Genomic DNA, 23,209 nt, shown 5'->3' with positions numbered 1-23,209 from the left:
GCCATGTCACGCACGCTGTATTTTTCTGCGATCAGGCAGGGATTCAGTCTGATCGAAATGATGGCCGTGCTGGTGATTCTGTCGCTGTTGCTGGCGCTGGCCTTGCCCGCCTATTACGGCCATGTGGTGCGCGCCAAACGGGTGCAAGGGCAAGCGGCCTTGCTGCAATTGATGCAGCAGCAAGAGCGTTACTACTCGCAAAATAATACCTATCTGGCCTTTTCGGCGGCCTCAACGGACCCGTCTGCCAAACAATTCCAGTGGTGGTCTGGCGATGGTCCCGAGGGTAGCGCTGGACGTAGCGCGTATGAAATCGATGCCATCGCCTGCCCTGGCATGCAGCTCGGTCTATGCGTGCTGCTGCGCGCCATCCCGGGCACGCCCAGGGTGGACCAGCAATTCCATGATCCCGATTGCGGCGTGCTGAGCTTGAGCAGCGCCGGTGTACGCGGCAGCAGCGGGCCGGCCTTTCATTGCTGGCCCTAGCCATGGTTGATGGAGGTTCGCCGTGCCACGATATTTGCGTTATCGCATGGTTTTTGGTCACACCATGCTGGAATTGTTAGCCGTATTGTCGATCACCGGCTTGCTGCTCACCGCCGTCTTGCCTAGCCTGCAGCAGATGCTGGAGCGCCAGCGGCTGCGGGCGGCGTCCACGGACTTGTTTTCCGCCATCGAATTGACGCGGGCGCAGGCGATGGCGCGTGGCCGGCGGGTGCTGCTGATGCCGGCTGGGCCTGGCGGTACGGATTGGCGCACGGGCTGGCTGGTGTTTATTGACCGCAATGCCAACCTGGTCTTCGATGAGGGCGACGAGTTGCTGTTCCGCCAGGGACCGCTGGCGGCAGGCATCAGCGCCCAGTTTGCTTTTACGTCCGGCACGGCGCCGTTTTATATTGCCTATAATGGAGCGGGCCGCAGTTGCAGCGCCAGCAATAGCCTGGCGGCGCGCTGGGGCACGATGTCCTTGATTTCAGGAAAACAGGTACGACATATTAAAATCAATATGCTGGGCAGGGTGCGCATGTGCGACCCGCAGCAGGCGGCCAATTGCAGTGGCGTGGCAGAAAGTTAGCCTGGCTGCTGCAAGGCCAGGCAAAGTTTTTTATTCAATAATCTTATTCAGCAACCTTCAAGCAAAGTAGCCTGTGGAAATACTCAATGATGTAGATGGCATGCGCCTGGCATTGTCATGGGCGGCGCGCGGTTTGTACGTCACCTCGCCCAATCCCCGTATCGGCTGCGTGATCGTCAAGGATGGCCTGGTGATCGGCGCCGGCGTGACGCAGGCGGCGGGGCACGATCATGCCGAAGTTCAGGCGTTGGCCTATGCGAAGGCGCGCGGCAATGATGTGCGCGGCGCCACCGCCTATGTCACGCTGGAGCCGTGCAACCACCATGGCCGCACGCCGCCGTGTTCGGATGCGTTGGTGCGCGCCGGCTTGGGCCGTGTCGTGGCAGCCATGACGGACCCGAACCCGCTGGTGGCGGGGCAGGGCCTGGCCAAGCTGGAAGCGGCCGGCATCGCCGTTACCACGGGCGTGCTGGCAGACGAGGCGTATGAAATGAATATCGGCTTTTTCTCGCGCATGCAGCGCGGCAAGCCGTGGGTGCGCATGAAAACGGCGGCCAGCCTCGATGGCATGACAGCCTTGCATAATGGCCAGAGTCAATGGATCACGGGGCCGGAAGCGCGCGCCGATGGCCACGCCTGGCGCGCGCGCGCCTGCGCCATCCTGACGGGCATCGGCACGGTAAAGGCCGACGATCCGCAATTGAATGTGCGCGCCGTGGAAACGCCGCGCCAGCCGCGCCGTATCGTGATCGACAGCCGGCTCGAGATCAGCCTCGATGCGCGCATCTTGCAAGGCGGCGGCACCTGGATCGTGGCGGCCATCGCCAACCCTGAAAAGGAAGCGCAATTGCGCGCCCTGGGCGCGGAAATCATCGTGTTGCCCAATGTCGCCGGCAAGGTGGATTTGCCCGAGCTGATGCTGGAACTGGGCCGGCGCCAGATCAATGAAGTGCATGTCGAGGCGGGCGCCAAACTGAACGGTTCGCTGATACGCGAAGGCTGCGTGGACGAGCTGCTGGTCTACCTGGCGCCCACCGTGATCGGCGATGGACAAGGCATGTTCAGCCTGCCCGCGCTGACGGATTTGAACGAAAAATACGCCTTGCAGTTTCACCAGGTTCAGCAGGTCGGCGCAGATGTGCGTATCCTTGCAAGATTCACCGAACGCAATTCATAACTTTTTACTTTTTACAGGTCGACCATGTTTACAGGAATTGTTGCCGCCATCGGCAAGATTGAAACCGTATTGCCGCTCGAAGGCGGCCTCGATGCAGGCGTGCGCCTCTCTATCCATGCGGGCGGCTTGCCGCTGGCCGACGTGGCGCTGGGCGATTCGATCGCCATCAATGGCGCCTGCATGACGGTGGTGGAAAAGACGGACAGCAACTTTATCGTCGACGTTTCGCGTGAAAGCCTCAATTGCACCGTGGGCCTGGACACCACCACCGAAGTGAACCTGGAAAAAGCGCTGACCCTGGCCGAGCGCCTGGGCGGCCATCTGGTGTCTGGCCACGTCGATGGACTGGGCATCGTGCGCAAGTTCGAAGCCGTGGGCGAATCGTGGGAACTGGTGATCGAAGCGCAGCAGGAGTTGGCGAAATACCTGGCCCTCAAGGGTTCCGTGGTCGTCAACGGTGTGTCCTTGACCGTCAACCGCGTGGAAGACCTAGGGCCGGGCGCCGTGAACGGCTGCCGTTTCTCGATCAATTTGATCCCCCACACCATCGCCATGACCACCTTGAAACATTTGAAGGTCGAATCGAAAGTGAACCTGGAAATCGACTTGATCGCCCGTTACGTCGAGCGCATGCTTTCTTTAGATAAGTCCGCGGCTTGATCAAGTCGTACTGCAAGTACGGCTGGCTTACCCCAATTGCTGGGGTAAGCCACGATCGGGCTTAAGCAAGAACCAGGCGTGCGTTGCATTTTCTTCAGAGACGCATAATATGAAGCTTTCCGCAGTGGAGGGCTGTCATGGAACCGATTTCGCGCACGACTCTGCCTAATATTATTCCTGCCACGCCCAAGGTGGCTCAGGCGGGTGCGCTGGCGTCATCATCTAGCACTGCTGTTGCCCCGAATGTGGCGGCGATTCCCCTGATTGCTTCTACCCTGGTCGATATTTCGCCGCTGGGACAGTTTTTGTCTGGCGTGGCCTTGTCGCGCCGGCAGTTGCTGGCCTTGCAGGGCGCCACGGAAGAGGCCAGCCAGGGCGGAACGCCCGTCAACCGCGACGCCGATCTGGTGGCGCTGGCGCAGCAACTGACGCAATCGTTTGCCCAGCTACAAACGAGCGGTATCGACGCCAGCCAGTTATCGACTGGCGATCCCCAGGACAATCTTGCCCAGCGATACGATTTGCTGGCTGGCGATCGCAGCACCGATACGGCCGCTGCGCTGGCCCAGGACAGTTCCTTGCTGACCCAGGCGGACTTGGCCGGCATCGGCGTCGATTTGCGCAATGAGCAAGTCGACGCACAAATCTTGCAGGCGGCGTATGCGGCCGACAGTACTGGCACGCTGGATGCCTTGCAGCAGGGAACGGATGTGCTGGCCCAGGTGGGCGCTGTGCTAGCGCAGCAGCAGGGCGCGCTGGCGGCCACCACCGCTGCCGTCGAAGCGGACTTGAGCGGCCAGGCCGTGCCGGCAGTCCCTTTGTCGGCGGCGCAATTGCAGGCACAGGTGCAAGCCCGGACCGATACCCGGATTTTGAACGATGAACAAGACTTGCAGCCAGTCGATGCTATTGCACAGCGGCAACTGGAAGTACAGCAACAGCTGGAAACGGAAGAACTGACCCTGGGCTTGCAGGAAGCCCAGCGGCAACAGTTGCAGCAGGCCGGCATACAGCTTCAGCAGCAGACTCAGCAGCAAGTTCAGCAGCAAGTTCAGCAGCAAGTTCAGCAGCAAGTTCAGCAGCAAGATCCGTTGCAGAATCAACTGCAGAATCAGTTGCAAGTTCAGCGCATCGATAGCGACCGTATCGACAGCCAGCGTATCGATACCGAACGCCAGGACCAGCAGCAGGTATCAGCACGAATGGACGAGGCGCGTCTGGACGATGTGCGGCAAACCCAGCTGCAAGCGCAGCAGGTACAGCAGTCGCAGTTGCAAGAGCAGGCGCAGGTGGCGGCCGATGAGGCTGCCCGGACGGAACTGGCGGCCAGCGATGCGCAAATCGCGGCCCAGGCGGCGGCTGACCGTGCGCAGGCGCTGGCAGGCCAGGTCCAGCTGCAGGCCGATCAGGGGGCGCAAACGACAGCGCAGGCGCAGCAGGCGCAGCAAAATGCACAGGCGCAACAGCTCGCCGCCCAGAACGCGGGCCAGACTGTTCCGTTACCCTCATCGCAGGATCCGTCCGTGGCGGCGGCGATTGCTGCCTATAACCTGAACAATATCGCCTTGAATCCCGGCTTGATGAACCGCTCCTTGCCTGCCAGCGAGTCGCAAAAGCCGCTGGTGGCGCCTGTTGCTCCGGTGGAACCCGTCAAGCCGGTGCAGAAAATCTAGGGCAGCAGGCTGGCGTCCAGGGTGATATTGGCTTTCAGCAATTTCGACACGGGGCAGCCAGCCTTGGCCTTGCCCGTCAATTCCGTGAATTTAGCCTGGTCGGCGCCTGGAATCTTCGCTTTCAATACCAGGTGGACGGCCGTGATGGCAAAACCGTCATCGACCTTGTCGAGCGTGACTTCCGCCGTGGTCTCCAGTTTTTCCGCCGTCAGGCCTGCTTCGCCGAGGATCAGCGACAGGGCCATGGTGAAGCAGCCCGCGTGGGCCGCGCCGATCAATTCTTCAGGGTTGGTGCCGGGCTTGCCTTCGAAGCGGCTGGCAAAGCCGTAGGGATAGTCTTGTAATGCGCCGCTGCGGGTGCTGATGGCGCCCTTGCCATCCTTGATGCCGCCTGACCAGATGGCTGAACCGTTGGTTTTCATGCTGCCGCTCCTGTGTGTGGGTGGAAGAGATTAATGGGAGAGAGTGCGGGGAAGCGCCGATGCTGCCTGGCTGGCCAATCTTAGGGTATTTGCCGCGACTACGCCGCGCGCCTGGCTTGCGCAAGACCGTATCGGGGCCATGTTGCCGGGCAGGCACGATGTTGCTGGCAGTCTGACCTTATTTCAGGTCTGCAATCGCTAAATCCTTTAAAATAGCAGGTTATAAGAAATTTCCCGGAAATTCGCGGAAGTTTCACCCGCACTGTTTCAGTTCCAGCTTAGTTTTAGCTCAGTTTCAGTTTTTACCAAGAGGATCAAAGATGTCTATTTCCAGCACCGAAGAGATCGTCGCCGAGTTGCGCGCCGGCCGCATGGTGATACTGGTCGATGAAGAAGACCGGGAAAATGAAGGCGATCTGGTGCTTGCCGCCGATTTCGTGACGCCTGAAGCAATCAATTTCATGATCACCCACGCCCGTGGCCTGGTCTGCCTGACCCTGACGGAAGAGCGTTGCGACGAGCTGAACCTGTCGATGATGACCTCGCGCAATGGCACCGCCTATGGCACCAACTTCACCGTCTCCATCGAGGCGGCCGAAGGCGTGACGACCGGCATTTCCGCCGCCGACCGCGCCAAGACCATCGAAGTGGCAGTTGCCAAGGGCACGCAGCCTAGCGATATCGTCCAGCCTGGCCATATTTTCCCGCTGAAAGCGCAAAAGGGCGGCGTGCTGATGCGCGCAGGCCATACCGAAGCCGGTTGCGACCTGACGGCCATGGCCGGCCTGACGCCCGCTTCCGTGATTTGCGAAATCATGAAGGAAGACGGCACCATGGCGCGCCTGCCAGACTTGCTGGTGTTTGCTGAACAACATGGCTTGAAGATCGGCACGATTGCCGACCTGATCCATTACCGTAGCCAGACCGAATCGCTGGTCGAACGCGTTGCCGAGCGCACTTTGCGCACGGCGCATGGCGATTTCCGTCTGATCGCCTTCCGCGACAAGCCTAGTGCTTCGGCCCATCTGGCGCTGGTGCATGGCGACTTGGCGCCTGGCCTGGAAGCGCTGGTGCGCGTGCATCAGCCAGTTTCCCTGCTGGACGTGCTGGAAAGCGAAGCGACTACCCACTCGTGGACGGTGGCCGCCTCGATGGCTGCCATCAAAAAGGCCGAACGCGGCGTGATGGTGCTGTTGAACTGCGGTGAAAGCTCTGGCGAGCTGTTTGCCCAGTTCGCCGCACTCGATACGCCGCAAGCCAAGCCGAAAGGCCGCGCGGCCAGCATGGACTTGCGCAGCTACGGTATCGGCGCGCAAATCCTGCGTGACCTGGGTGTGAGCAAGATGCAATTGCTGGCCAGCCCGCGCAAAATGCCGTCGATGGTTGGTTTTGACCTGGAAGTGACGGGTTTTCAGTGCCATCCTGGCCAGCAGTAAATAATATTGCAGTACCAGCGTCCAGGCCAAGCCGGCGCTGATCAATCAGATAAAGAGGATCATCATGACCGTAGGAACATACGAAACCAATTTTGCCGGCGAAGGTTTGCGCGTCGGTATCGTCCAGGCACGATTCAATGAGATCGTCGGTGGTGGCTTGCTGTCGGCATGCCTGGGTGAGTTGAGCAAGCTGGGCGTGGCCGATGAAGATATCCTGCACGTGACCGTGCCGGGCGCCCTGGAAATCCCACTGATTCTGCAAAAGATGGCAGAAACCGAGCAATTCGATGCCCTGATCGCACTGGGCGCCGTGATTCGCGGTGAAACCTATCACTTTGAGCTGGTATCGAATGAATCCGGCGCGGGCATCACCCGTGTCGGCCTCGATTACGGCATCCCGATCGCCAACGCCGTGTTGACGACCGAAAACGACGAGCAAGCGGAAGTGCGCATGCTGGTCAAGGGTGCCGAAGCAGCCCGCGTGGCAGTGGAAATGGCCAATCTGGCGCAAGCGCTGGAAGAGTTGCAAGACACAGACGAAGATTAATCGTGCTTGCGCCGCGGCGATGTTGTCATGACGCACCGCGGTATTCGTCACTTTTGTAGTAGATACGTATTGAAGAACAGGTAACAACATGACTGAGAAAAATTTGCTCGCCAACCCCAGCAAAAACCGCACGCCGCGTCACCGCGCACGCGAGTTTGCGCTGCAGGGACTGTACCAGTGGCTGCTGAACAATGAAGACGCGACCACGGTCGTCAATCATATCCGCGCCGCGCACGGTTTCGACAAGGCGGACGGCGATCATTTCACGGTGCTGCTGTACGGCGCCATCAAGGATTCGCTGGCGCTGCGTGCCAGCGTCGCACCATTGATCGACCGCGATATTGCTGAACTGTCGCCGATCGAACATGGCATTCTGCTGATCGGCGCTTACGAGCTGAAAAACAACGTGGAAATCCCTTACCGCGTCGTCATCAACGAAGCGGTCGAACTGGCCAAATCGTTTGGCGGTATCGACGGTCACAAATATGTGAACGGCGTACTGGACAAGCTGGCCGTGACGTTCCGCGAAGAAGAAGTCAACGCCAACAAGCGTAAATAAGTAGTAATACGCCTGTGCCGCTGATCGCACAGGCAGTAAAAAAGCCACCGGCACGCAAGTGCTCGGTGGCTTTTTTATTACATGCCCCTGTGAGGGCTTTTAAAGGGTCACAGGCCGGCGATATTGTTGCTAGGCACAACTTTGATGGTCAGCGAGCCGGTGTCCTTGGCTGGCATGATGACAGGCGCTGGCGTGCTGGAAGCCAGTACCGGGCCATTGGTCGGCACGCGCTGGCCGGCCGAGACTTGTTTCAGGCGGCGGTATTCAGCCAGTACGCGCGAGCCGTAGCCCGAATCGGTGGCGAATCCTGCGGCGCCCACATAGGTTTTCAAGCCGGCTTCCACCGAACCGCCACGTGTTACATAGTCTTTCAGGATCAGCGAGCCGACACGGATGTTGGCCACTGGATTCAAGGCAGCTTGCACGCCGCCCATGTCCTGAAATTTTTCGTGGTGAATCTTCGACATCACTTGCATCAGGCCTTGTGCGCCGACCGGGCTTTCCGCGAACGGATTCAAACCCGATTCGATGGCCATCACGGCCAGGATCAGCAGCGGGTCCAGCTTGATTTCACGCGCCGTCAAGTAAGCGGTCGAAACCAGCATATTGGTGGCGTCGTTGGCGACACGGTAACGTTTCGACAACCAGGTCGTGACCCATTGCTGTTGGCGTTGCGTGCCCAGCAAGGCTTTTTCTTCCTTGCTCAAAGGCGCTTCGTTAGCAGCGGTCTGTACGGAAGCAGGTGCTTCCATCAGTGCCGACAAGTGCGGCGCTTCAACTGCCTGTGCTTCTGCCATCGGCAACGGGAACAGGCTGTGCGTCAGTTGCTTGCCCAGGTCTGGGCGGAACATCAGCAGGGCGATCAGTGCAAGTGCGGAAATACCGAAAACTGTCAACGTATGTTGTGCCGTGGCCAATACGCCACGCGCTGAAATGGCCTTTGCGCGCGCGCGCAATTGCGCTAACGCTGGCTGGCCCGCCACGGTTGAAGCATCAGATGATGCTTCGGTGCTGCGATGAGTCATAGAGTTCCCCTGAAATGTCGCGTCAACAGGCAGTCCCTCCGCGGTCTCGCGGTACGGTACTGCCAATGCCGTGCATCAGAAATATCACCGTCTGTCGCCGCGTGTAGGGTGCGCGCGAGAGACGCCGTCATTGCTTGCCTGAGCTGACCGGTCCCTGTGGTATTGGGTCAGTTGCAATACAACTTCTTACCGGGGGTAAGGCAGACGCCTTTTGAAAACACTCCTTAAAATGTCATGTGGAGCCCCGACTCCGTGAATGAATGAGAGACGCTAAAATCAAGCCTTGGGCCGACGTCCTCTTCAAGTTGGGCGAATTGTAGAAGCCGTTTTATATCAAGTCAATACTAACTAATCGATTCTTTATTACTTTTATGTCTTACTATTTGTCTTGCATTGTGCCAAAAGCCAATAAAATCAATTACTTGGCATAGATCCTTCAGCAACGGCGTCCGACGTCAAAAAAAATTAAAAACATATGAAATATTCAGATTTGCGAGATTTTATTTCTCAGCTGCAAGAAATGGGTGAACTTAAGACCATTTCCACCCCTATTTCACCATATTTGGAGATGACGGAGGTATGCGACCGCACTTTGCGTGCGGGCGGACCAGCCTTGCTGTTCCAGAATCCGACCGGCCACAACATCCCCGTGCTCGGTAATCTGTTTGGCACGCCGCGCCGGGTCGCGCTGGGCATGGGCGCCGAAGATGTCAGCGAGTTGCGCAAGATTGGCCACGTGCTGGCGCGCCTGAAAGAGCCGGAACCGCCGAAGGATTTCAAGGACCTGCTGGGCCTGGGCTCGCTGGTCAAAGCCGTGTGGGATATGTCGCCGAAAGAGCTGCGCGGCGCCAAATGCCAGGAAATCGTATGGGAAGGCAATGACGTGGACCTGGCGCGCCTGCCTATCCAGCATTGCTGGCCGGGCGATATCGCGCCCCTGATTACCTGGGGCCTGGTGATTACCAAGGGGCCTAACAAGAAACGCCAGAACCTGGGCATTTACCGCCAGCAGGTATTGGGCCGCAACAAGGTCATCATGCGCTGGCTGGCGCACCGGGGCGGGGCGCTGGACTTCCGCGAACACGCGATCCAGAACAAGGGCAAGCCTTATCCGATCGCCGTCGCGCTGGGCGCCGATCCCGCTACTATATTAGGGGCGGTGACGCCGGTGCCGGACAGCCTGTCCGAATACCAGTTCGCCGGCTTGCTGCGCGGCAGCCGCACGGAGCTGGTGAAAGCCATCGGCAGCGAGCTGCGCGTGCCTGCATCCGCTGAAATCGTGCTCGAAGGCCATATCTATCCCGATGAAAACCATCCTAGCGGCTATGAACATGCGCTCGAAGGCCCGTACGGCGACCATACCGGCTATTACAATGAGCAGGATAGCTTCCCCGTGTTTACCATCGACCGCATCACCATGCGCCGCGATCCGATCTACCACTCTACGTATACAGGCAAACCGCCCGATGAGCCGGCCGTACTGGGCCTGGCGCTGAACGAGGTGTTCGTGCCGCTGCTGCAAAAGCAGTTCAGCGAGATCACGGATTTCTATCTGCCGCCCGAAGGCTGCAGCTACCGCATGGCCGTGGTGCAGATCAAGAAGCAGTACGCGGGCCACGCCAAGCGCGTGATGTTCGGCGTATGGAGCTTCCTGCGCCAGTTCATGTATACGAAGTTCATCGTGGTGGTCGACGAAGACGTCAATATCCGCGATTGGAAGGAAGTCATCTGGGCCATTACCACACGCGTCGACCCGATCCGCGACACCACCCTGGTTGACAACACGCCGATCGATTACCTGGACTTTGCTTCGCCGATCAGCGGCCTGGGCAGCAAGATGGGTATCGACGCCACCAATAAATGGCCAGGCGAAACCACGCGCGAGTGGGGCACGACGATCACCATGACGCCGGAAGTGAAGGCGCGGGTAGATGGTATCTGGCAAGAGCTGGGCTTGTAGTGTAGTCGTGAGCACATGCGGACTTCCCGTATTGGCTACTAGTTAAATTCCTGCCAAAATGATTCCTGACGGCAATATTTTTTGCCGTCAGGTGGATGAAAACCTTCCATCAGCAAGCAGATTGCCCATGACTGGCCCATGCGATGGGTCTGCGGGTGCTGCCTTTTCCCTATTGAGCCGGCGACTACTGCATGCCACCGGGCATGCGCTAGTGTTGACATGGCAGCGTCGCTGGAGCGGCCCTGCGGCATGTGCACGTCCTCATGATCTGTCGTTGAATGGAAGTGAACGCATGAAAAATTTGAAAATCGGTACCCGGCTTGCCGTCGGCTACGCTGTGGTCTTGTTATTGCTGGCGGCGCTGGTCGTGATCGGCCTCATGCGTTTGCAGGCAGCCAGCGATATGACCTCAAACATGGTGCATGGCACGGTCAGGAACCAGCGCCTGGTAGCGGAGTGGGCGCAACTGATACAGGTCAATATGACGCGCACCGAAGCCATGTGGAAAGCTGCCGACCCTGCCGATCAGCAAAAATTTGCGCAACAGATCGAACAAGACTTGCCGCGCCTGGCCCAGTTGCAAGAGCAGATTGGTGCTGACCTGATCAATCCAGATGCGCGGGCCGCGTATGCCGAAGTGGTCAGCCGCCGCAGCGCTTTTACGGAGGCACGTGTCGCCCTGACCAAGACCGTGCATGCGGGTGACCGCGAACTGGGACGGCAGATCTTCGATGGCAGCTTCATGCCGAGTGCGCTCGTGTATCGGGACGCCATCAAAAAGTTATCTGAAGTGCAAATTCATGCGGCCGATGAGGTTGCCGATGGCGTGCTCGCTTCGTATCAAAGCACGCGCCTCACCTTGCTGGCGCTGGGCTTGCTTGCGCTGGCCACGGGCATCGCTTTTGCCGTCTGGATCACGCGTTCGATTACCGGACCGCTGGCGCAGGCTGTCAAGGTGGCGGAAACGGTGTCGTCGGGCGACTTGAGCAGCCAGATCGCTGTCGATAGCCGCGATGAAACCGGGCAATTGATGCACGCGCTGAAAGTCATGAACGATAGCCTGGCCAATATCGTGGGCGAAGTGCGGGTGGGTACGGACAATATCGCCACGGCCTCCGGTGAAATTGCAGCTGGCAACCAGGATTTGTCTGCGCGCACGGAACAGCAAGCCAGTTCGCTGGAAGAGACGGCTTCTTCAATGGAAGAGCTGACCTCGACCGTCCGGCAAAACGTCGATAATGCGCGCAAGGCCAGGAAGCTGGCGGGCGACGCGGCCCAGATTGCCAGCCAGGGCGGTGCGATCTCGGAGCAAGTGATCATGACCATGAATTCGATCAATGATTCCTCGCGCAAGATCGTCGACATCATCGGCGTGATTGAGGGCCTGGCGTTCCAGACCAATATCCTGGCCTTGAATGCGGCGGTGGAAGCGGCGCGCGCGGGCGAACAGGGACGCGGTTTTGCCGTGGTCGCTACCGAAGTGCGCAGCCTGGCGCAACGCTCGTCGGCAGCGGCCAAGGAAATCAAGGACTTGATCGATGACTCGGTGGAGCGGGTCGATGCCGGTTCCATCCTGGTCAATAAGGCCGGTTCCACCATGCAAGACATCGTGCAGAGTATTGCTTTTGTCACCGACATCATGGGTGAAATTAACGAAGCCAGCGAAGAGCAAAGCGCTGGCATCGAACAGGTGAACCAAGCGATCCATGAGATGGATCAAGTAACCCAGCAAAATGCGGCGCTGGTGGAAGAAGCGTCGGCGGCGGCCGAGGCCATGCAAACGCAGGCGGGACAGCTGGCGCAGGTGGTCAGCGTGTTCAGGCTGGGCGGTGTGCAGGCGCGGCAGCGGATAACTCAGCCGCAGGCGGTGGTCCGCAAGCAGCCAGCGCTGGCTGCCGTGACTGGCCTGAGTGAATGGGAAACATTCTAAACCCACAGGCTGGCCTGGATCGGTTATAATTACCTCCGGCGGGCCCCTGCGCATCGTGGCATGGCTAACCTGGTCAGGTCGGGAACGAAGCAGCCACGGCTATTAACCATGAGTGCCGCAGATCAGGCTCGCCTCCTTCGGGAAATAATAAAAAAGCTGCCATTGGCAGCTTTTCTTTTTTCTACGCCGTTTTTCTACTTCCTGTTTCCTGCCTCACTCATCGCTGAGTTCCGCTTCAAACGGACGCTCGCTGAGCACCATCGCCGGATTGTCTTTCAGTAATGCCGAATCCGGTTTCAGCTTGATCTGGTTTTTCGTATCCGTATTGAATACTTGACTGCCCACCGTCAATTGCGCCGGCTTGGCAAACTTGAAGACGATGGATTTGATCGTTGGCGCGAACATGCTCAGTGCGCCAGCCATCTTCTTGATTGCCTGGTTCATCTGCTGTACGCTGCCCATCACTGGTGTGTACGTCCACTGCGTGCCTTCCGGGACGGTGGTCGTCGCTTCCAGGCCGACAGCCGATTTCTCGCCTTTGGGCAAGCTGGTCATGATCCTGGTGTCGTCGTTCATCCAGGCCGGATTGAATGGCAGCGTCATGCGGAAATCGGGCGATAGCGCCGGCAAGGCCTGGCGTTCCGTGCCTTTCACGGCCGTCAGCACCACATCCGACGGTTTATAGTTCTTGTTTTCTGGCTTGACGGTGATATAGAGCTGCAGCCTGTCGCGTTCGGCGGCTGGCAAGGCATAGAATTTATCGAGCCGTAGCTGTTCGACCAGCTTTTTATAGGGCACCCATACACGCTCGCTGGCATGCGCGGAAAGGGACAGTAATAACATAGGAAGCAGCAAGGTAGGGCGGGCAAATTTTTTCATTTTTATCAATTAAAGGAAAAGCAAAATTCTAAGTGGTGGCTATCGTTTTAGCTAATCCCTGCGCAGCTTGTTACAATTCTCCTTTTGCAATCTCCTGGTCGCCTCCTGGTTGTCTCTTTTTTTGTACCTGGCCTTGTTCTCACGGGCTGGTGCAACCGAGGCCCTTTGCACCTGTTATCTACGGTAAAATCTCAGCATGTCCTATCAAGTCCTCGCCCGTAAATACCGCCCCAAGAATTTCGAGACGCTCGTCGGCCAGGAGCACGTCGTGCGCGCGCTCACGCATGCGCTGCATAGCGGCCGCCTGCATCACGCCTATCTGTTCACGGGGACGCGCGGCGTCGGCAAGACGACCTTGTCGCGGATCCTGGCCAAATCGCTCAATTGCATCGGCCCTGACGGCACGGGTGGCATCACGGCCCAGCCTTGCGGCGTGTGCGAAGCGTGCACGGCCATTGATGCGGGACGTTTTGTCGACTATATCGAGATGGATGCGGCGTCCAACCGCGGCGTCGATGAAATGGCGCAGTTGCTGGAACAGGCCGTGTATGCACCGAGCAATGCGCGCTTCAAGGTCTATATGATCGACGAGGTGCACATGCTGACCAACCACGCCTTCAATTCCATGCTGAAGACGCTGGAAGAGCCGCCCGAGCACGTGAAGTTCATCCTGGCGACCACCGACCCGCAAAAGATTCCCGTCACCGTGCTGTCGCGCTGCCTGCAGTTCAACCTCAAGCAGATGCCGCCCGGCCATATCATCAGCCATCTGGATAATATCCTGGGGCAAGAAGGTATCAGCTTTGAACAGCCGGCCTTGCGCCTGCTGGCTCAGGGCGCCCACGGTTCCATGCGCGATGCGCTGTCCTTGACTGACCAGGCGATAGCCTATGCAGCCGGCGAAGTGACCCTGGACGCGGTGCAAGGCATGCTCGGTGCACTCGATCAATCGTATCTGGTGCGCTTGCTCGATGCGCTGGCGAAACAGGATGGCGCCGACTTGCTGGCCGTGGCCGATGAAATGGCCTCGCGCAGCCTGTCGTATAACGGCGCCCTGCAAGACCTGGGCACCTTGCTGCACCGCATTGCGCTGGCGCAAACCGTACCCGCCGCCGTGCCGCAGGATTTACCGGAATACGCCGACATCGTGCGCCTGGCCGCTGCCTTCGATGCAGAAGAAGTGCAACTGTTTTACCAGATCGCCGTGCATGGCCGCAATGAACTGGGCCTGGCGCCCGATGAATATGCAGGTTTTTCCATGACCTTGCTGCGCATGCTGGCCTTTCGGCCCGGCATAGGTGGCGCCGAAGGTGTGCCGGCTGCTGCGCCCGCTGCAGCACCGGTCAACCGTCCTGCCGCCGTGGCCGCCGCGCGTGCCGCCGCCAGTGCGCCGCCGCCAGCGCGCGCCGCCGTGAATCAAGTCGCCAGCCATGCGGCCGTGATTCCGCAGCCGGTGGTGGCTGCCGCCGCTGCCAGCGTGGTCCGCGCCGAGGCGCCGCCGCCAGCGGCCGCGCCAGCACCAGCCGCCCCGGCCGCCGCCGCCGCACCGGTCAGTTCCGCCCGCGCCGCCATCAATGCGGCGCTGGAAGCGGCCCGCGCCGCCTCGAAAGGGCGCCCTGGCAGTACGCCATCGGCACCATCGGCCGCGCCGAAACCGGCTGCGCCCGAGCCGGTGGCACCAGCAGCGACGCTTGCTGCCACTCCAGCCGCGCCACCGCCGGTAGCGCCGCCACCGGTTGCCGCCAAAGCGCCGGCACCGTGGGATGATGCACCGCTGGAAGCGCCAGCAGCGGCTGCGACACCTGCACCACCTGCGCCGCAGCGCCAGGCGCCGCCGCCAAAGCAAGCTGAAGCGGACGATGATTTGCCGCCCTGGGTCACCGAATTTTCCGACGATAGCGCATCAAGCGCCGTGCAAAGCCATGCACCGCAACAACATGCACCGGCCGAGCAGCCTGCCGTGGTGATGCCGCAGCGCGCCGCCAAGCAGGCTGCGCCAAGTGCACCGTATGTGATCACCCCCGTGCCTGGCCTGGAGTGGGATGGCAACTGGCCCGCAGTGGCCGCCGTGCTGCCCTTGCGCGGGGTGGCCCAGCAACTGGCGGTGCAAGCCGAGCTGATCGAATGCCTGCACGATGGACACAGCACTACTTTCCGTTTGCGCGTGCCGATCGATACCTGGCGCAGTCCGGCCAACGTGGAAAAACTGGCGGCGGCGCTGTCCGAGCGCTTCGGGCGCAAGGTCAGTGTCGATACGGAACTGGGCGCCGTCTGGTACACGGCCAGCGCCGAAGCGCAGGCCCACCGCGAAGCTTGCCAGTTGCAAGCCGAGGAAACCATCGCAACCGATCCCTTTGTGCTCGATATGAAGCGGGCATTCGACGCCTTCGTGGTGCCGGGGACGATTACGCCAGCGCCGGCGGGCTCTGCCGGGCCGACGCTGCATTAATTAAATTATTGATTAATTATTTTTTTGAACTGACATGGAGTAATTCTTATGATGAAAAATCAACTGGCTGGCTTGATGAAGCAGGCGCAAGCAATGCAAGACAATATGAAAAAAGCCCAGGACCAACTGGCGCTGGTGGAAGTGGAAGGCCAGTCCGGCGCCGGCCTGGTGAAAATCGTCATGACTTGCAAGAACGATGTGAAACGCGTTTCCATCGATCCATCCTTGCTGGCCGATGACAAGGATATGCTGGAAGATCTGGTCGCCGCCGCTTTCAACGACGCCGTGCGCAAGGCGGAAGCCACCTCTGCCGAAAAAATGGCAGGCTTGACCGGTGGCATGAATTTGCCAGCCGGCTTCAAAATGCCATTCTGATGTTGAACCGCATGCGCCCGTTCAGCGCGACTGGAGCCGCTTGATCCATGTCCAAGTCGCTTGAATTCCTGACCGAGGCGCTGCGGCGCCTGCCCGGCGTCGGCCCCAAGTCGGCGCAGCGCATGGCTTTTCATTTGTTGCAGCATGATCGGGAAGGCGCGGCGATGCTGTCGCGCGCCCTGTTTCAGGCCGTCGATGCCGTGCATCACTGCGGCCTGTGCAATACCTTTACTGAACACGAAGTGTGCGAGACCTGTCTCGACGAAGAGCGCGACAAGCGCTTGCTATGCGTGGTGGAAACTCCGGCCGACCAGCTGATGATCGAACAGACCCTGACCTACAAGGGCCTGTATTTCGTGCTGATGGGGCGCTTGTCGCCGCTGGACGGCATCGGTCCGAAAGATATCCACCTCGAAAAATTACTGAACCGCGCCAACGATGGTCTGGTCAGTGAAGTGGTGCTGGCCACCAACTTCACCAACGAAGGTGAAGCGACCGCCCATTACATCAGCGAAATGCTCAAGGCGCGCGGCTTGCGCGTCAGCCGGCTGGCGCGCGGTGTGCCGGTAGGTGGCGAACTGGAATACGTGGACGCGGGCACGATTGCCCGCGCCATGCTCGACCGCAGGGCAACATGACTACGAAGAGTACGTCCGGGAAGGAGTCCGCCCCGGCTGGCCCGCTCGCGGGTATCAAAGTGCTGGAGCTGGGCACCCTGATCGCGGGACCGTTCTGCGCTCGCATGCTGGCTGAATTCGGCGCCGACGTGATCAAGATCGAGTCGCCTGATGGCGGCGACCCTATCCGTACCTGGCGCGTGCTGAAAGATGGCACCTCGCTGTGGTGGTCGGTGCAGGCGCGCAACAAAAAAAGTGTCACCCTGAACCTGAAGTCCGAGCAGGGCAGGGCGATTGCGCGCCAGCTGGCGCTGGAAGCGGACATTATCATCGAGAATTACCGCCCCGGCGTACTGGAAAAGTGGGATCTCGGCTACGAACAGCTGAAGCAGATCAAACCTTCGCTGATCATGGTGCGCCTGTCCGGCTTTGGCCAGACGGGCCCGATGAAAGATTTGCCGGGCTTCGGCGCCATCGGCGAGTCGATGGGCGGCTTGCGTTATGTGTCCGGCTTTGCCGACCGGCCACCGGTGCGCGTGGGCGTCTCGATAGGCGATTCGGTGGCGGCCCTGCATGGCGTGATCGGCGCCATGATGGCCTTGCGCCACCGCGACGTGACAGGCGGGCGCGACAGCGGGGAAGGGCAGATGGTCGACGTGGCCCTGTATGAATCCGTGTTTAATTTGATGGAGTCGCTGGTGCCGGAATTCGACCAGGCGGGCGTGGTGCGCGAGCGCACGGGCGGCTCCCTGCCCGGCATCGTGCCCTCGAATACCTATACCACCGGCGATGGCGAAAATATCGTGATTGCCGGCAATGGCGACGCCATCTTCAAGCGGCTGATGCTGGCCATGGGCCGCATCGACATGGCAGGGGACCCGCAACTGGCCCGCAACGATGGCCGGGTGGTTCGCACGCAAGAAATCGATGACGCCATCGGCGCCTGGTGCGCCACGCACACTATCGATAGTGCGCTGGCCGTGCTGAAGGCGGCTGACGTTCCAGCCGGTAAAATTTACTCGGTGCGCGACATGATGAGCGACCCGCAGTTTCTCGCCAGGGACATGTTTGAACAGCACCATTTTGCCGATGGCACGCCCGTGAAATTGCCGGCCATCAGCCCGAAACTGTCGGCCACGCCGGGCAAGACCCAGTGGCTGGGGCCGGAACTGGGCCAGCATAATGAGGAAGTACTGGTCTCGCTGGGCTTTGATGCGGCGGCAATCGCGCAGCTCAAGATAGACGGGGTAGTCTAGCCTGTCAGCCAAGCCCCGGCCGCCGCCGCAGTACCGGCGCCGGAATGGCCTGTGCCTGCCGCGCCAGCATCGCCGTAATCGCATCATGCGATGAGGGGCGGCCCAGGAAATATCCCTGTGCCATGTCGCAGCCATATTCTTCCAGCATCAGCAGCTGCTCTGCCGTTTCCACGCCTTCTGCTACCACCACCATCTTCAAGCCATGCGCCATGGCGATGATGGCGCGCGTGATGGCGGCGTTTTCTGCATCTTGCGGCAAGCCGGCGATAAAACTGCGGTCGATTTTTAAGGCACGCACATCAAAACGTTTTAAATAGTTCATCGATGAGTATCCCGTGCCGAAATCGTCGATGGACAGGTAGACGCCGATGCTGCGCAATTGCTCCAGGGTCACCATGGTGGCGCGCGCATCGTCCATCAAGGTGCCTTCTGTCAATTCCAGTTCCAGCAGGCGCGCGTCCAGGCCCGTATCGGCCAGCACCGACAGCACGATCTGCGTCAGGTTTTCATCCTTGAATTGCTTGGCCGACAGATTGACGGCCATGCGGATGGCGCGTCCGCCTTCGCTTTGCCAGGCCTTGGCCTGGTTGCAGGCCGTGCGCAGCACCCATTCGCCGATGGGCACGATCAGGCCCGTTTCCTCGGCCAGCGGAATGAATTCAGTGGGGGAAATAATGCCCCGCTCCGGATGGCGCCAGCGCACCAGCGCTTCCACGCCCACGATCTGCGTGCTGGGCACGTCGATTTGCGGCTGGTACAGCAAATACAGTTCATTGTTTTGCAAGGCCTTGCGCAAACCCACTTCCATCTTGACGTGGCTCATGATTTCCATCGTCAACGATGAGCTGTACAGCTTGGCGTTATTCTTGCCGCAGTTCTTGGCGTGGTACATGGCCGTGTCCGCGTATTTCAGCAGCGAGTTGCAGTCCTCGCCATCTTCCGGGTACAGCGAAATGCCGATGCTGGCGGTGACGAAAATCTCGTGCGACTCGATCATGAACGGGCGGCGCATGGCTTCCTTGACCCGGTGCGCCACATTGAGCGCGTCTTCCACCCGTTCCAGGTCAGGGATCAAGATGGTGAATTCATCGCCGCCCAGGCGCGCCAGGTTGCTGGCCGTCTGGGTGGTGCCGAGCGCATGCTCGGCGCGCAGCACCACGTCGCTCGGGCGCACGGTATCGCGCAGCCGCTCCGACACCATTTTCAGCAAATGGTCGCCCACGTCATGGCCCAGGGTATCGTTGACGCGCTTGAAGGCGTCAAGGTCCATGAACAGCACGGCAAATTTCTTGCCGTGTTCGCGCGAGTGGGCCAGTTCGCGTTCCAGCGTTTCCAGGAATGCCTGGCGGTTCGGGATGCCCGTCAGGCTGTCGCAATAGGCCAGGCGGCGTATCTGTTCCTCGGTGCGTTTGCGTTCGCTGATATCGCGCACCAGGCCCAGCACTTCATCGGGACCCGTGCTGACCAGGCGCGCCTCGAAGTGGCGCGTGGTGTCTTCGTGGGTGAGCGTGTAGTCGATCGAGGCGATGTGCTGCGTGGATAGCACGGCGCGCATCTGCTCGAGCAGGCGTGCAGCGATGTCGGGCGGCAGCACTTCGCTGATATGCGAGCCTACGCAATTGTCGATCGAAAAGTCGGCGCTGGCGTCAGGCCCCTGTTCGTAGTCGAGATAAAAGCCGTCGCGGTTCAGGCGGAAAAAGGTGTCGGGAATGGCCGCCAGCACGGCGCGGTTGTGCGCGTCGGCAATGCGCAGGCGGGCGATGGCGTCGCTGGCGCGCAGCACGTACAGTACGCGGTGGCCCAGTATCGGCCAGTTGATCGGCTTGGAAATGAAATCGGTGGCGCCCACTTCGTAGGCGCGCGTGACGGATGCCAGTTCATCGCCCCCGGTAACCATGATAATGGGCACGCTGCCACTGGCATGCGATTCCTGGCGGCGGATTTCACGGCACACGGCAAAGCCGTCCAGGGCCGGCATGTCGACGTCGAGCATGACCAGGTCCGGCCCGCTGTGCTTGTAGCAAGCCAGCGCCTGCACGCCATCTTCCGCTTCGATCACGTCCAGGCCCACCTGCGTCAGCATTTGCCGCATCAGCAGCCGCATCACGGGATCGTCGTCGGCCACCAGCACCAGGCCGCGCTTGGAAGAGGAGGGCGCTGTCATGTCAGTGTTCCTTTACCAGTATGGCGCTCAGCGATTCGCACACCGCAAGGAATTCCTGTTCCATGTCTTGCAGCATGCCGGCCGCGCCTTGCGTGCTGCCGGCGCGGCCCAGTTTTTCCATCTCCTTGCATAGTTGCGCCAACGCATCGGCCCCCACATTGGCGCTGCTCGATTTCAGGCTGTGCGCGGCCTTGCGGATGGCTTCTGGATTGGGCGCGGCGATGGCGGCGCGCATGGTTTGCAACTGGCGTGGCGTATCGCCCTCGAAGGCCAGGATCACGCGCTCGAGCAGCGCGTCGCCATCGGTGCTCGACAGTGCGCGGATATTGTCCAGCGCGAGCCGGTTCAGTTGGGCCGCTGCCACGGTGGTTACGGTTGGTACGCTGGGCGCCGGCAGGTGTTCCGCCGTTTCCGAGTGGTGCACGGTGGCTGCGCGCGGCAGGGTGATCCAGCGGGAAATCGTATGGCCCAGTTCCTGCTGCGTGAACGGTTTGCTCAGGTAGTCATCCATGCCGGCCGCCAGGCACGATTCGCGGTCGCCCTGCAAGGCGTTGGCTGTAATGGCGACGATGGGCAGCACGCGTGCATGGCCGCATTGCTGCTCGTGGCGGCGGATTTCCGTGGTAGCGGCGAAGCCATCCATCACGGGCATCTGGCAATCCATCAGCACCAGGTCGAAATCCTCGGCCTGGGCCGCGTGCAGCGCTTCCTCGCCATTGTGGGCGCAGACCACGTCCAGGCCCAGGCTGTCGAGCATGGCGCGCGCCACTTCCACGTTGACGGGATTGTCTTCAGCCAGCAGCACGCGGCGTCGCTGGCGCCTGGCCACCTGGCGCGGCGCATGTGGCAAGTGCGATGGATGGGGGCGCAAGGTTTCGCTGGCGCGCTGCGGCGTGACGATGCAATCGAACAGATCGCAATCGCGGGCAGGCTTGATCAGCTGGTAGGCTACGCCCGCTTCACGCCGCTGCACCGGATCGGCCGCAGCCTGCTCGGTGCTCAGCAATAGCAGCTTGAGGTCGGCCAGCAGCGGATCGCTCTTGATGGTGGCGGACAAAGCCAGGCCGCTGGTGCGCGGCAAGTCCATGTCGAGCAGGGCCACCGAATACGGCGCGCCAGCCAGCGCGGCGGCGCGCAGCTTGCCCAGGCAGTCGCTGGCCGAGACGGCACTGTCGCTGACGATGTGCCAGCTGGCCAGCTGCCGCTCCAGTTCGGCGCGGGTGGCGGGTGTATGGTCGACAATCAAGGCGCGTAGCCCTCGCGTGGTTTTCAGATTGAAAGACGGGTCGTCGCTGTCGACTCTCCGCTTATCGAAATTTACTGTGAACCAGAAGATGGAGCCTTGCGTTAAAGCATTGTCAACGCCGATTTTCCCACCCATCAGTTCGACCAGCTGCTTGGAAATCGTCAAGCCCAGGCCGGTGCCGCCGTGCTTGCGCGTGGTCGAACCGTCTGCCTGCGAAAACGACTCGAAGATGCGCGTCTGCGCGTCGCTGGACACGCCGATGCCCGTATCCTGCACTTCGAAGCGCAAGCCCACGCTGGGGCCGTCTTCGCGGCACACGGTCACCTTCACCGTTACCTTGCCCGTTTCCGTGAACTTGATGGCGTTGCCCAGCAGATTGACGATGATCTGGCGCAAGCGGTTCGGGTCGCCGCAGATGGCGATCGGAATATCGTTGGCGATATCGAATTCCAGGCAGATATCTTTCGCCTCGGCCTGTGGCGCAAACACGTGTTCTATGTCGTCGAGCAATTCGCGGAAATTGAAGCGGATGTATTCGACGCTGAGCTTACCCGCCTCGATCTTGGAAAAATCGAGGATATCGTTGATGATCACCAGCAAATTCTGTCCCGAACGCTGCACCATGCTGGTGTAATGGCGCTGCTGCGGCGTCAGATTGCTGGCCAGCAGCAATTCAGTCATGCCCAGCACGCCATTCATGGGCGTGCGGATTTCATGGCTCATGGTGGCGAGAAAGGCGCTTTTCGCCTGGCTGGCCGCCTCGGCCGCATCCTTGGCCTTTTCCAGCTGTTCCGTCCGTACACTCACTTGCCGTTCCAGCTGGTCGCGGTAATTGGCCAGGGTCGCGTCACGGCCATCGATCTGCGCCAGCATGTCATTGAAACTGTCGATCAGCACGCCGAGCTCGTCGCTGCGATGGTGGGTGATGCGGTGGCTGTAGGTCTGGCTGCTGGAGACTTTTTTGGCGGTATTGATCAGCTTGGTAATCGGTTCCGCAATCACGCCCTTGAAACGCCCGGCCAGGAACACGGCCACCAGAAAGGACAGCAGGGTGGCGCCGCTGATGGAGCCCAGGTGGCGCGCGATATCGCGCCACATGTGGTTCAGGTCCGCCTCGATCATCACGGCGCCGATGATGGTGGGGCCGTCGAACACAGGGAGATACAGGCGCATCGATGGCGTCAGGGCGCCGCCCGCCCCCTGCGTGACCGGTTCTTGCGCCATGTCGGCCAGCAAGGCCGGATCCATGTCTTCCGGCGTCGGACGTTCCGGCGGCTGGGTGGCGGAGCGGTACAGGGCGAACAGGCGTCCGCCGCGGTCGAACAGCGCCGCCTGGGCGACTTCTTCGCGCACCTGCAGGGCAGCGAGCACCTGTTCGGCCTGGGCAGGCTTGCCAGCCTGCATGGGCGCCACGCTGGCCGCCGAGATCACGCCAGCGAGCGCCAGCAATTGGCGGCTTTCGTCATTCTTATGGGTGATCACCGAAGTGGCGACAAAGGCCACGAACACCAGCAACAAGGCGCAGCCTGAAGACAGCACCGAAATCATGGTCAGTTTCTGGCTGATGCTGGAGCGGTGGAAATTGAACATGGATCTGGCGATGCTCCGGTTAGACGGATTGCTGTTTTTTAATTAATTCCTATTGGAAAAATATAAGCGTGAAGAAACACCATGATGTTGATATGGGTCTAAGGCAGGAAAGGGGAGGGGAACTAAATGGGGGCTGACCCGGCGGGTCAGACCCCAGTTTTTAGCGGCG

The 23,209-nt window shown here is 60.3% G+C and carries 19 protein-coding genes and 1 other RNA gene; 15 read left to right on the top strand and 5 right to left on the bottom strand.

Annotated elements, in window-relative coordinates; all coding sequences use genetic code 11:
- Positions 1 to 3: 3 nt before the first annotated feature.
- The 5 genes from HDE75_RS15905 (at position 4) to HDE75_RS15885 (ending at position 4,585) form a co-directional block, all read left to right on the top strand.
- Complete coding sequence (locus HDE75_RS15905; RefSeq protein ID WP_183676775.1) at positions 4 to 486, top strand: type IV pilin protein; 483 nt, start codon at positions 4 to 6, stop codon at positions 484 to 486.
- A gap of 46 nt (positions 487 to 532) precedes the next feature.
- Complete coding sequence (locus HDE75_RS15900) at positions 533 to 1,075, top strand: GspH/FimT family pseudopilin (protein ID WP_260174108.1); 543 nt, start codon at positions 533 to 535, stop codon at positions 1,073 to 1,075.
- Between the two features lie 73 nt (positions 1,076 to 1,148).
- Positions 1,149 to 2,252: a bifunctional diaminohydroxyphosphoribosylaminopyrimidine deaminase/5-amino-6-(5-phosphoribosylamino)uracil reductase RibD gene (ribD, locus tag HDE75_RS15895; RefSeq protein WP_311735122.1), complete on the top strand. Its 1,104-nt coding sequence runs from the start codon at positions 1,149 to 1,151 to the stop codon at positions 2,250 to 2,252.
- Positions 2,253 to 2,276: 24 nt separating this feature from the next.
- A complete protein-coding gene (locus tag HDE75_RS15890) occupies positions 2,277 to 2,912 on the top strand; it encodes a riboflavin synthase (RefSeq protein ID WP_183676776.1) in 636 nt (211 codons plus the stop codon).
- Positions 2,913 to 3,049: 137 nt separating this feature from the next.
- Complete coding sequence (locus tag HDE75_RS15885; protein WP_183676777.1) at positions 3,050 to 4,585, top strand: hypothetical protein; 1,536 nt, start codon at positions 3,050 to 3,052, stop codon at positions 4,583 to 4,585.
- Here the strand turns inward: HDE75_RS15885 and HDE75_RS15880 are convergent.
- A complete protein-coding gene (locus tag HDE75_RS15880; protein ID WP_183676778.1) occupies positions 4,582 to 5,007 on the bottom strand; it encodes an OsmC family protein in 426 nt (141 codons plus the stop codon). The genes HDE75_RS15885 and HDE75_RS15880 overlap by 4 nt on opposite strands.
- 320 nt (positions 5,008 to 5,327) lie before the next feature.
- Between HDE75_RS15880 and ribBA the strand changes: the two genes are divergently transcribed.
- The 3 genes from ribBA to nusB all read left to right on the top strand — a co-directional run bounded on the left by ribBA (position 5,328) and on the right by nusB (position 7,549).
- The gene (ribBA, locus tag HDE75_RS15875) at positions 5,328 to 6,443 is read left to right on the top strand and encodes a bifunctional 3,4-dihydroxy-2-butanone-4-phosphate synthase/GTP cyclohydrolase II (RefSeq protein WP_183676779.1); all 1,116 of its coding nucleotides are present in this window, start codon (positions 5,328 to 5,330) and stop codon (positions 6,441 to 6,443) included.
- Positions 6,444 to 6,507: 64 nt separating this feature from the next.
- On the top strand, positions 6,508 to 6,990 hold the full coding sequence (gene ribH / locus HDE75_RS15870) for a 6,7-dimethyl-8-ribityllumazine synthase (RefSeq protein ID WP_183676780.1): 483 nt from the start codon (positions 6,508 to 6,510) through the stop codon (positions 6,988 to 6,990).
- Between the two features lie 88 nt (positions 6,991 to 7,078).
- Complete coding sequence (gene nusB, locus HDE75_RS15865; RefSeq protein ID WP_183676781.1) at positions 7,079 to 7,549, top strand: transcription antitermination factor NusB; 471 nt, start codon at positions 7,079 to 7,081, stop codon at positions 7,547 to 7,549.
- Between the two features lie 107 nt (positions 7,550 to 7,656).
- On the opposite strand, the gene HDE75_RS15860 is transcribed toward nusB, so the two are convergent.
- Complete coding sequence (locus tag HDE75_RS15860; protein WP_183676782.1) at positions 7,657 to 8,574, bottom strand: lytic transglycosylase domain-containing protein; 918 nt, start codon at positions 8,572 to 8,574, stop codon at positions 7,657 to 7,659.
- Positions 8,575 to 9,049: 475 nt separating this feature from the next.
- Here HDE75_RS15860 and ubiD point away from each other — a divergent pair, with 475 nt between their 5' ends.
- From ubiD to ffs, 3 genes are all read left to right on the top strand, one after another.
- Complete coding sequence (ubiD, locus tag HDE75_RS15855; protein ID WP_183676783.1) at positions 9,050 to 10,534, top strand: 4-hydroxy-3-polyprenylbenzoate decarboxylase; 1,485 nt, start codon at positions 9,050 to 9,052, stop codon at positions 10,532 to 10,534.
- Positions 10,535 to 10,826: 292 nt separating this feature from the next.
- Positions 10,827 to 12,464: a methyl-accepting chemotaxis protein gene (locus tag HDE75_RS15850; protein WP_183676784.1), complete on the top strand. Its 1,638-nt coding sequence runs from the start codon at positions 10,827 to 10,829 to the stop codon at positions 12,462 to 12,464.
- 37 nt (positions 12,465 to 12,501) lie between these two features.
- Positions 12,502 to 12,600, top strand: an RNA gene (gene ffs / locus HDE75_RS15845) — signal recognition particle sRNA small type.
- A 77-nt stretch (positions 12,601 to 12,677) separates the two neighbouring features.
- Here the strand turns inward: ffs and HDE75_RS15840 are convergent.
- Positions 12,678 to 13,343 carry a DUF2987 domain-containing protein gene (locus HDE75_RS15840; protein WP_183676785.1) on the bottom strand — a complete coding sequence of 222 codons (666 nt, stop codon included), beginning with the start codon at positions 13,341 to 13,343 and terminating at the stop codon, positions 12,678 to 12,680.
- Positions 13,344 to 13,539: 196 nt separating this feature from the next.
- On the opposite strand from HDE75_RS15840, the gene HDE75_RS15835 reads away from it, so the two are divergent.
- Genes HDE75_RS15835 through HDE75_RS15820 form a run of 4 tightly spaced genes read left to right on the top strand, consistent with a single transcriptional unit; the run spans position 13,540 to position 18,040 of the window.
- Entirely contained in the window at positions 13,540 to 15,792 is a 2,253-nt protein-coding gene (locus tag HDE75_RS15835; RefSeq protein WP_183676786.1) for a DNA polymerase III subunit gamma/tau, read from the top strand.
- A 48-nt stretch (positions 15,793 to 15,840) separates the two neighbouring features.
- A complete protein-coding gene (locus HDE75_RS15830) occupies positions 15,841 to 16,167 on the top strand; it encodes a YbaB/EbfC family nucleoid-associated protein (protein ID WP_010396201.1) in 327 nt (108 codons plus the stop codon).
- 47 nt (positions 16,168 to 16,214) lie between these two features.
- Positions 16,215 to 16,805 (top strand): recombination mediator RecR, encoded by a 591-nt coding sequence (recR, locus tag HDE75_RS15825; RefSeq protein WP_183676787.1) that lies wholly within the window; start codon positions 16,215 to 16,217, stop codon positions 16,803 to 16,805.
- The gene (locus HDE75_RS15820) at positions 16,802 to 18,040 is read left to right on the top strand and encodes a CaiB/BaiF CoA transferase family protein (protein ID WP_183676788.1); all 1,239 of its coding nucleotides are present in this window, start codon (positions 16,802 to 16,804) and stop codon (positions 18,038 to 18,040) included. Before recR ends, HDE75_RS15820 begins: the two co-directional genes overlap by 4 nt.
- Before the next feature lie 4 nt (positions 18,041 to 18,044).
- Here HDE75_RS15820 and HDE75_RS15815 read toward each other — a convergent pair whose 3' ends face one another.
- Together HDE75_RS15815 and HDE75_RS15810 are read right to left on the bottom strand one after the other, a co-directional pair.
- Complete coding sequence (locus HDE75_RS15815) at positions 18,045 to 20,204, bottom strand: putative bifunctional diguanylate cyclase/phosphodiesterase (RefSeq protein ID WP_183676789.1); 2,160 nt, start codon at positions 20,202 to 20,204, stop codon at positions 18,045 to 18,047.
- A 1-nt stretch (position 20,205) separates the two neighbouring features.
- Entirely contained in the window at positions 20,206 to 23,040 is a 2,835-nt protein-coding gene (locus tag HDE75_RS15810; RefSeq protein WP_183676790.1) for a response regulator, read from the bottom strand.
- Between the last annotated feature and the right edge of the window lie 169 nt (positions 23,041 to 23,209).

Origin of the sequence: Janthinobacterium silvisoli, from assembly GCF_014200725.1 — a bacterium.
Lineage (GTDB): Bacteria > Pseudomonadota > Gammaproteobacteria > Burkholderiales > Burkholderiaceae_D > Janthinobacterium.
This window is presented reverse-complemented; position numbering and strand designations above follow the sequence as displayed.